Below are 10,722 nucleotides of genomic sequence, written 5' to 3'. Positions count from 1 at the left end.
ATCACCCGCTGCTGCGAAGGACCATTCGGCGCCGTCAACCCATTCGACGCACCATCCGAATTCACCGCCGAACCACGAACAACCGCCAAGACCGGATAACCCGCCCGCTCCGCGTCCGACAGGCGCGCCAACACCACCATGCCCACACCCTCAGACCAACCCACACCATCGGCCGAGTCAGCGAACGCCTTACAGCGCCCATCCGGCGCGAGACCACGCTGCCGGGAGAACTCGACGAAGGGGTTCGGCGTGGACATGACAGTGACACCGCCGGCCAATGCCAGCGAACATTCTCCGGACCGTAGTGCCTGCGCAGCCAGATGCATCGACACCAGAGAGGACGAGCAGGCGGTGTCCACCGTCATCGTGGGGCCCTCGAAACCAAACGTATAGGCGACCCGGCCGGATGCGATGCTCGCGGCGCTGCTCTGCCCCTGGTAGCCCTCGTGTTCCTCACCGGTGAGCAGGGCGGCATAATCGTTGTACATCACGCCGGCGAACACACCCGTTCGACTACCCCGCAACGACACCGGATCAACCCCGGAACGCTCCAACGCCTCCCAGCACGCCTGCAGGAGCAGTCGTTGTTGCGCGTCGGTGGTGACGGCCTCGCGGGGGCTCATCCCGAAGAAGGCTGGATCGAACTCGCCCGCGTCGTAGAGGAATCCGCCCGAGCGGGTATAGGAGGTACCCGCATGCTCCGGGTCGCCGTCGAACAGTGTGTCCAGGTCCCAGCCACGGTTTGCCGGCAGTGAACCGATGGCGTCCACGCCATCGTGCACGAGCTGCCACAGGTCGTCCGGAGTGGTAATTCCGCCGGGATAGCGGCAGGCCATGCCAACGACCACGACGGGATCCTCGGACAGGGCGGCTGGCGCTACCACCTCGGTGACGGGTACCGAGCCGAGTAGTTCGGCCAGCAGGTACTCGGCAAGCGCCGTCCCCGTTGGGTGGTCGAACACCAGGGTCGCGGGTAAGCGTAGCCCGGTCTCGGTGGTCAGCTGGTTGCGCAGCTCGACCGCGGTCAGCGAGTCGAAACCCAGTTCGTGGAAGGAACGGCCAGGGTCGATCCGCTCACTACTGTGGTGACCGAGTACTGCGGCTACTTGGGTCCGGACCACCTCAACCAGAACGGGCAACCGGTCCGTTTCGGGTATTGAACTCAACCGGCGCACCAGTTCCGGCGCAGCTTCGGTAACGCGGGCCGTGCCGCGCTGGGTACGGGTTCGCACCATGCCACGCAGTAGCGGCGGCACCTCGCCTCGGGCGCGGACTGACAGGTCCAGGCGTACTGGGACCACGGTGGACCGGCCAGTGCCGAGCGAGGCATCGAACAAGGCGAGGCCCTGCTCGGTGCTCAGCGCCGGCATCCCGGAACGGACCAACCGCTCGTCGTCGACGTCTCCCGCCATTCCCGCTGCCCACGGTCCCCACGCGAGGGAAACGGTATGCGGATGTGTTTCGGCGAGCGCGTCGAGGAAAGCGTTGCCGGCCGCGTAGCTGGCTTGCCCTGCCGCGCCAAACACCCCCGCCGCTGAGGAGAACAGTACGAGGCTGGCTCCCGGCAGCAGTTCTCGCAGATACCATGCGGCGTCGACCTTCGGCTGTAGTACCGCGGCCACGCGCTCCGGCGTCAACGATTCCAGTACACCGTCGTCGAGTACCCCTGCGGCATGCACGACCGCAGAGACCGACTCGCCGGCGAGCGCTGCTTGCAACGCCTGCCGGTCGGCGGCGTCACAGCCGACCGCCCGTACTCCGTCTACATCAGATAGCGATGCGGGCAGGTTGCCGGATCGGCTGAGGAGTAGCACGTCTGGGACGTCGTGCACCTCGATCAGATGTCGTGCGATCAGCGCGCCGAGGCTACCGCTGCCGCCGGTCACGAGTACCGTGCCAGTCCAGTTTGGCTGGTGGTCGCTTGCGGCGATCCGCGTCAGCCGGGCTGCGGAGGCTTGTTCGCCCAGGCGCAGCTGCGGTTCGTCGCTGGTGAGCGAGCGTAGGAGTTGTTCGCGGGTCCAGCCTGCGGATAGTTGGATCGTGCCGAATCGACCGGGGTGCTCGGTGCAGGCGGAGCGCACCAGTCCGAACGCCGCCGCGGTCGGTAGGTCGTCCGCGCGGCTAACGAACACCAATCGCGCGTTGGCGTATCGCTCGTCGGTCAGCCAGGTGTGGATCAAATCGAGTGCGCGCCTGGTCAAGGTGTGTGCGGCGGCTGGGATGTCCGCATCGTCGGTTTCGGTCGCGCTGAGGCAAACCACTATGTTCGGCGGGACCGCATCGCCGTCGGCAAGCGCCGGTAGGCCGATCCCGTGCGGATCCGCTCCGAGGATGGCGGCGCTCGTGGCAGTGTCCGGAAGCGGGATTGGTGCCCAGGTAACGCCATGCAGTGCGTCGCCGATCAGTGCTGTAGTCGGATCGGCTGGGCGCAGTGCAAGCGCCTCAACCGTGGCGACCGGACTACCGGCGGCATCGGCGATTTCCAGCGTGACACTGTCTTCGCCGGTTCGGCTGATGATCGCGCGGACCGCTGTGGCGCCGCTGGCGCGCAGCGTGACGCCTTCCCAGCTGAACGGTACCGCTCCGGTCGGCATGTTCAGGTCGGCGACGCCTATCGCGTGCAGCGCGGCGTCGAACAGTGCTGGGTGCAGCCCGTAGCGATCGGCATCGCCTGCCGATTCGGGTAGGGCGGCTTCGGCGAATACTTCCTCGTCTCGCTGCCAGACGGCGCGCAGCCCGCGAAACGTAGGGCCGTAGTCGAAGCCGCCGGCGGAAAGGTGGTCGTAGCTGCCTTCGAGGTCCACTGGCTCGGCGCCGACTGGCGGCCATGTGGTCAGGTCGAGTTTGGATTGCGCTGTGTCGGCGCCGAGGAGTCCGGTCGCGTGACGTGTCCATGGCTCGGCTGCTTGACCCTCCGCGCGCGAGTAGATCGCTAACGCGTGTTTTCCAGCGCCGTCGGCTTCGCCGATCGTCACCTGTAGTACGACGGCGCCCTGCGCGGGTAACGCGAGTGGTTCGCCGAGGGTGAGCTCGTCAACCGTGGCACAGCCGATCTCGTCACCGGCCCGGACGGCGATTTCGAGTAGGGCGGTACCCGGCAGGATGGCTTGACCGCCAATGGTGTGTTCGGCAAGCCACGGGTGGGTGTGTGTGGATAGCCGTGCGGTGAACAGCAGGCCGTCGGTGTCGGCGAGCGGTAGACCGGCGCCGAGTAGTGGATGGGTGGCGGGAATGAGGCCGAGGCCGGATGCGTCGCCCGGCGAGCCAGCCGGCCGGGGCCAGTACCACTCGTGCTGGAAGGCGTAGGTGGGCAGATCCACGAAAGTTGCCCCGGTGCCTGCGAATAGTGGCTGCCAGTCGACTGTGGTGCCGGTGACGTGCAGGCGGGCCAGGGCGGTGAGGAACGCGGTTTCTTCGTCTTGGTCTTTGCGCAGTGTCGGGATTCCGTCTACCTGTGCGGAGAGGGTGCCGTCTGGTCCGATCTCGAGGAAGGTATCGGCTCCGGTGGCGGCAATGTCGTCGGCGAACCGCACGGTATCGCGCACATGATTCACCCAATAGTCGACACTGCCAACATCCTTGACCAGCGGGATCGTCGGTTTGCCGAACTCGATGCCGGCGATGGCTTCTCGGAATTCGTCGAGCATCGGGTCCATCAACGGCGAATGAAACGCATGCGACACCTTGAGTCGCGTGTGCTTGCGCTCCCCTACAGCCGCAAGCACTTCGTCCTCGACGCCTGAGAGCACCACACTGTCCGGACCGTTCACCGCAGCGATCGACACACCATCCGTGAGAGTAAACTCGTCCTCGGTGGCGCGTACGGCGACCATCGCACCACCCTCAGGCAACGCCTGCATCAACCGAGCCCGCGCCCCCACCAGAGTGCAGGCATCGTCGAGCGAGAACACACCCGCCACATGCGCGGCCGCGATCTCACCAACCGAATGACCCACCAACACACTCGGCCGAATACCAAACGACTCAACCAGCCGAAACAACGCAACCTCAAACGCAAACAACGCCGGCTGCGCCCAACCCGTCCTCGCTAACTCCGACTCATCCGAACCCCACACCACCTCAACTAGCCCATCGAACCTACTGGCCACCTCATCAAACGCGGCCGCAAACACCGGGAAACGCCCATACAACCCACGACCCATACCAAGCCGCTGCGCACCCTGACCCGCAAACACCAACACCAACACACCAGACTCGCCTGAAACACCACGAGCCAACTCAACACCATCCACCACCACCGCACGATGGTCGAACGAACTCCGCGACAGCAGCGAAAAACCCACATCAACAGCCGGCGCATCCACAGCCGAAAGACGCGCCAGCTGACCATCCAGAGCTTCAGCCGACTTCGCCGACACCACCCACGGCACCACCGGAAGTAGTTCGGCTGCCGGAGTCGGCTCGACCGGCACCGACTCCACGATCACATGCGCGTTCGTACCGCTGATACCGAACGACGATATGGCGGCACGGCGGACATGGTTCGTTTCCGGCCACGGAACGGTGTCGGTGGCCAACTCGACCGCGCCGGACTCCCAATCGACATGCGATGATGCTGCATCGGCGTGCAGCGTTGGTGGTACCGTTCCCTGTCGCATAGCGGTGACCATCTTGATCACCCCGGCGACACCCGCCGCGGCCTGTGTATGTCCGATATTGGACTTCACCGCGCCGAGTAGCAGTGGCGACTCACGGCCCTGTCCGTAGGTGGCGAGGAGTGCCTGCGCCTCGATTGGATCGCCCAGCGTGGTACCGGTCCCGTGCGCCTCAACCACATCAACATCCGACGTGGACAGTCCAGCAGAGGCGAGTGCCGCGCGAATCACCCGCTGCTGCGAAGGGCCGTTTGGCGCGGCGAGCCCGTTCGAGGCACCGTCCTGGTTGATCGCTGACCCCTTGAGCACGGCTAGTATCTGGTGCCCGTGGCGTTTGGCATCAGACATCCGCTCGAGTACGAGCACCCCCACGCCTTCCGACCAGCCCACACCGTCCGCGCCATCGCCAAACGCCTTGCAACGGCCATCAGCGGCCAGTCCGCCTTGCCGGGAGAACTCGATATATGGCGACGGTGTGGACATGACGGTCACGCCGCCGGCAAGTGCCAGCGAACAGTCGCCCGCACGCAAGGCTTGTGCGGCCAGATGCAGTGACACCAACGACGAGGAACAGGCGGTGTCGACTGTCACCGCCGGCCCTTCGAATCCGAAGGTGTAGGAAATCCGGCCGGACAGGACTGCAGGTGAGCTGCCGGCGCCGCGAAAGCCTTCGAACTCGTCGTCGCTGAGCAAGCTCACGTAATCCGCGTACATGACACCAGCGAACACACCAGTCCGGCTACCCCGCAGTGTGGCGGGGTCGATGCCGGAACGCTCCATAGCTTCCCAGCACACTTCCAGCAGTTGCCGTTGCTGGGCATCGGTCGCAAGGGCTTCGCGTGGGCTCATCCCGAAGAAGTCCGCGTCGAAGAACCCGGCGTCGTGCAGGAAACCGCCGTCGGTCACATGCGTGCGGCCAGGTTCAGCGGGGTCGGGGTGGTAAAGGGCGGACAGGTCCCACCCACGATTATCCGGAAAGCCGGTGATCGCATCGCCGCCGTTCGCCACTAGATCCCAGAGTTCCTCCGGCGTGCCAACCCCGCCCGGGTATCGGCAGGCCATGCCGACCAGCACTACCGGGTCGTCGGCGACAGCCGCTGTGTTGCGTGGCGGTTCGGGGACGTCGGCCTCCACCCCAAACAGCTCAGTGAGTAGGAACTCCGTCAGTACGGCAGCGGTTGGATAGTCGAATACCAGTGTCGCCGGTAGCCGCAATCCGGTTTCCGCGGTCAGCCGGTTGCGCAGTTCGACGCCGGTCATCGAGTCGAAGCCGAGTTCCGTGAACGTGAGCTGCGGCTCGACCGCGGCGGCGTCGACATGTCCGAGCACGCCCGCGATCGCGCCACGCGTGATATCCAGAACAGACTCGTAGCGGTCCTCGGCCGGCAGGCCGGTAAGGCGTTGGACCAGCCCGTCGACGGCGGCGGAGACCACGGCAACCGCACGCCGACCACGGCTTCGGATCAGTCTGCGCAGCAACGGCGGCACTTCGTCCGCGGCACGCAGTGTCGCCAGGTCGAGATGAACGGGCGCAAGCGTCGCGGCGTCGGCGGCCAGCGCTTCGTCGAACAGTCGAAGTCCCTGTTCAGCTGTGAGTGGCGGCATCCCCGAGCGCGCAAGGCGTGCCGTACCGGCAGCACCGAGCTCTCTGGTCATTCCAGCGGATTCGTCCCACGGTCCCCACGCGAGCGCGGTGGTTGGTAATCCGTGCGCGCGCCGGTACACGGCCAGGGCGTCGAGGAAGGCGTTCGCCGCGGCATAGTTTGCTTGCCCTGCGCTGCCGAGGGTGCCCGCTGTGGAGGAGAACAGCACGAAAGGTGTGGCGTCACCGACGAGTTCGTGGAGGTGCCAGGCGGCGTCCGCTTTGGGCCCAAGGACCGTGGCCAGACGCTCGGCGTTCTGCCGTTCGAGCATGCTGTCGTCGATGACACCAGCGGTATGGATGACGGCACCGATAGCGCGGCCGTCGAGTACGCCGGCGAGCGCGGCGCGGTCGGTCACGTCGCAGGATACGATCTCCGCCCGTGCGCCGGCTTCGGCAAGCTCCGTGACCAGGTCACCGGCTGCCGCGCCGCCGGTGCGGGAAAGCAGCAGTAGGTCGGTGACGCCGTAGCTGGCAACGAGGTGCCGGGCTATCCGTTTACCGAGCCCGCCGGTACCGCCGGTGATCAGCACGGTACCGGTGATGGTGGGTCCGGTCGCGCCGCGACTCGTGCGGGTCAGTCGAGGCACCGTCAGTTCGCCGCCCCGGATGGCGACTTGTGGTTCGTCGACCGCGAGTGCTTGGTCGAGGGTCGTCCCAGCTGACGTGTCGCCATCCGAATCGATGAGGCGGAAGCGGCCGGGATGTTCAACTTGGGCGCTGCGCACCAAGCCCCAGACGGCCGCGGCGGCGAGGCTCGCACCAGTTGTTGCGCCTACCGTATGGATAACCAGGCAGGATTCGGCGAACGCCGGTTCGGCGAGCCAGTCTTGTAGCAGCGTCAATACCGACGCGGTCAACTCGTGTGTCGCGTTCAGCGCTTCGCCGGCGGCGGCGACGGGCGCGACAACGAGTTGCGGTGCCGGCGCCTCGGCCAGCTCGGCTAGTGCGTTTGGTTCTTCGCCGAGGTGGTGCGCGGCGACGAACCCGGAGGTGGTAGCCGTAGCGGGAAACCAGTCCACATGAAACAGTGCGTCCCTGTCGAGGAGTCCCGCGGTGCCGAGTTGTTCGCTGGATACCTCGCGTACGACGAGCGAGTCCGCGGTGGCTACCGGATTTCCTTCCAGATCGGCGACCACGACGGAGACCGAGTCCTCGCCGGTTCGGGTTAGTCGAACCCGAAGGGCGGTGGCTCCGACGGCGTGTAGGGACACGCCTTCCCAGCTGAAGGGTAGTCCGCCCCGGCTGATGGTCCCCAAGTCGGTGAGCGCGACGGAATGCAAGGCGGCGTCGAGCAGTGCGGGATGCAGGCCGAATGAGGCGCCAAGTGCCGTATCGGGCAGGACGGCTTCCGCGTACACGGTGTCGGTGTCGCGCCATACCGCCCGCAGTCCTTGGAAGGTGGGCCCGAACGTCCGGCCGCCGGAGATCAGGTCCTGGTAAAGGTCGCCGATCTCGACCCGTTCGGTACCTGGTGGCGGCCATTCGCTGAGCGCGGTTCCATCGGTTTCGGCCATGGTCAGAGTGCCGGCCGCATGCCGTATCCAGTTTCCTTCGCCGGCGTCCTCGGCGTGGCTGTGCACGCTGATCGTGCGGCGGCCGGTTCCGTCATCCGCGCCGACCCGGACTTGCAGCCGAATGGGGCTGTCCAGCACCAGCGGCGCGGCCAGGGTCAGCTCCTCGACTCGTCCGCAGCCAAGTTCGTCGCCGGCACGAATGGCGAGTTCGAGGAAACCGGTGCCGGGAAACATGGTCTGGCCGAGGACCAGATGATCCACCAACCACGGGTGTGTGGCGATCGAGATTCGGCTGGTGAACACCGCGCCGCCGTCATCAGCTAGTTCGACAACGGCACCGAGCAGCGGATGACCCGCGGCGCGCTGCCCGAGTCCTGCTGGATCACTGGTTCGCTTCGGGTTACTCGGCCAGTAGCGGGCGTGTTCGAATGGGTAGGTGGGAAGGTCGATCCGGCGCGCCCCGGTGCCGTCGAACAAGGTCTTCCACCGCATGGGAACGCCGCGTACGTGCGCGTTCGCGAGGCCGTGGACAAGGGCTTCTTCCTCGTTGCGGTCTTTGCGTTGGAGGGGGATCCCGTCTACCAGGGCGGAGAGGGTGCCGTCTGGTCCGATCTCGAGGAACCTATCGGCATCAGAAGCGGCAATGTCGTCGGCGAACCGCACCGTATCCCGCACATGATTCACCCAATAGTCAACACTGCCAACATCCTTCACCAACGGAATCACCGGCTCGCCGAACTCGATCCCAGCGATGGCTTCCCGGAACTCGTCGAGCATCGGGTCCATCAACGGGGAATGAAACGCATGCGACACTTTCAGCCGTGTGTGCTTGCGCTCCCCGACCGCCGCAAGCACTTCCTCTTCGACGCCTGAGAGCACCACACTGTCCGGGCCGTTCACCGCAGCGATCGACACACCATCCGTGAGAGTAAACTCGTCCTCGGTGGCGCGTACGGCGACCATCGCACCACCCTCCGGCAACGCCTGCATCAACCGAGCCCGCGCCCCCACCAGAGTGCAGGCATCGTCGAGCGAGAACACACCCGCCACATGCGCGGCCGCGATCTCACCGATCGAATGACCCACCAACACACTCGGCCGAACACCGAAGGACTCCACCAGCCGGAACAACGCCACTTCCAACGCAAACAACGCCAGCTGCGCCCACCCAGTCTCAGCTAAAACATCCTCATCCGAACCCCACACCACCTCAACTAGCCCATCGAACCTACTGGCCACCTCATCAAACGCCGCGGCAAACACCGGAAAACGCCCATACAACCCACGACCCATACCCAGCCGCTGCGCACCCTGACCCGCAAACACCAACGCCAACGAACCATCACGCGCAACACCACGAGCGATCTCAACGCCATCCACCACCACCGCACGGTGTGGCAGTTTGGCGCGATCCGCGAGGGAGGCCGCGACGTCTACACTGGACTGATCGACGGCAGCGCGCTCCACTCTGGAACGCTGAACGTCCAGCGCGCTCGCCGTCCGCCCGGAGAGCACCCATGGCACGACCGCTGGTGTCACGGCGGCCTCAACCGGCTCCACAATCGCCTCTGGCGCCTGCTCTACGATCACATGCGCATTGGTGCCGCTGATCCCGAACGCCGAGACACCGGCGCGTCGAGGTCGATCGACACCTGGCCAATCCATTCCGGAACGTAGCAGCTCAACCGAACCAGCGGTCCAGTCCACATGCGAAGACAGCTCGTCGACATGCAGGGTGGGTGGCGCGAAGCCATGCCGGATGGACATGATCATCTTGATGACACCGGCGACCCCGGCAGCCGCCTGTGTGTGCCCGATGTTGGACTTGATCGTGCCGAGCAGCAGCGGGTTACTGCGGTCCTGGCCGTAGGTCGCCAGCAATGCCTGTGCCTCGATCGGATCACCCAGGGTGGTACCGGTGCCGTGTGCCTCAACCAGGTCGACGTCCTGGGTGGACAATCCACAGGAGTCGAGCGCCGCCCGGATAACTCGCTGCTGGGAGGGCCCGTTCGGCGCGGTGAGCCCATTGGATGCGCCATCGGAGTTCAGTGCGGAGCCACGCAGTACGGCGACCACGGGATGCCCGTTTCGTTGCGCGTCGGAGAGCCTTTCAAGCACCAGCATGCCGGCGCCTTCGCCCCAGCCGGTGCCATCGGCGGATTCCGCGAACGCCTTGCACCGGCCGTCCGCCGCGAGACCGTTTCCTTGTGTGGTAAACGCTTCGAAAGCGGCAGGTGTCGTCATCACCGTGGCGCCCCCGGCGAGCGCCACCGAGCACTCGCCGGAGCGCAACGCCTGAATCGCCCAGTGAATAGCCACCAGCGACGACGAGCACCCGGTGTCCACTGTGACTGCGGGCCCCTCGAGACCGAGAACATAGGCGATCCTGCCGGACATCACACTCGCGGCGAAGGCGGTGCTGCCGTACACCTTGAGGTCGTCGTCGGTGTCCGTTACCACCGTCATGTAGTCCGCGCCGGTAGTTCCGGCAAAGACGCCCGTCCGACTGCCCAGTAGCGAATCCGGATCGATGCCGGCCCGCTCCAGCGCTTCCCAGGTGACCTCCAACAGCAGCCGCTGCTGTGGGTCCATCGCCGTCGCCTCACGCGGCGAGATATTGAAGAACCCGGGATCGAAATCCAGTGCCTCGGGCATGAAGCCGCCCTCGACAGTCAGGCTTCCGCCCGCCGAGAGCGCATCAAGGTCCCAGCCACGGTCGGCAGGAAACGAGCCCACCGCATCATGCCCGCCCGCGACCAGATCCCATAGCTGCTCAGGAGTCCCTACCCCGCCGGGAAAACGGCAGCCCATCCCGACCACCGCGATCGGCTCTACCGCGCTCGCGACCAGCTGCTGGTTCTGCTGCTCCAGCTGCTCGATCCTCCGCAACGAGGTGCGAAGAGCTTCGACGTAGCGATCGTTGGTCATAGGTGCTCCGGGCTCCAGC

General features: G+C 65.8%; 1 protein-coding gene. It reads right to left on the bottom strand.

Annotation, left to right across the window (positions count from 1 at the left end; translation table 11 throughout):
* The coding region (locus tag EV191_RS26270; protein WP_132880321.1) for a type I polyketide synthase at window positions 1-10,703 on the bottom strand (10,703 nt) is incomplete at its 3' end.
* Window positions 10,704-10,722: the final 19 nt, after the last annotated feature.

The sequence above is a fragment of the Tamaricihabitans halophyticus genome (assembly GCF_004340875.1).
Classification (GTDB): domain Bacteria; phylum Actinomycetota; class Actinomycetes; order Mycobacteriales; family Pseudonocardiaceae; genus Tamaricihabitans; species Tamaricihabitans halophyticus.
Note: the sequence above shows the minus strand (reverse complement) of the source record. Positions and strands in the feature narration are given on the sequence as shown.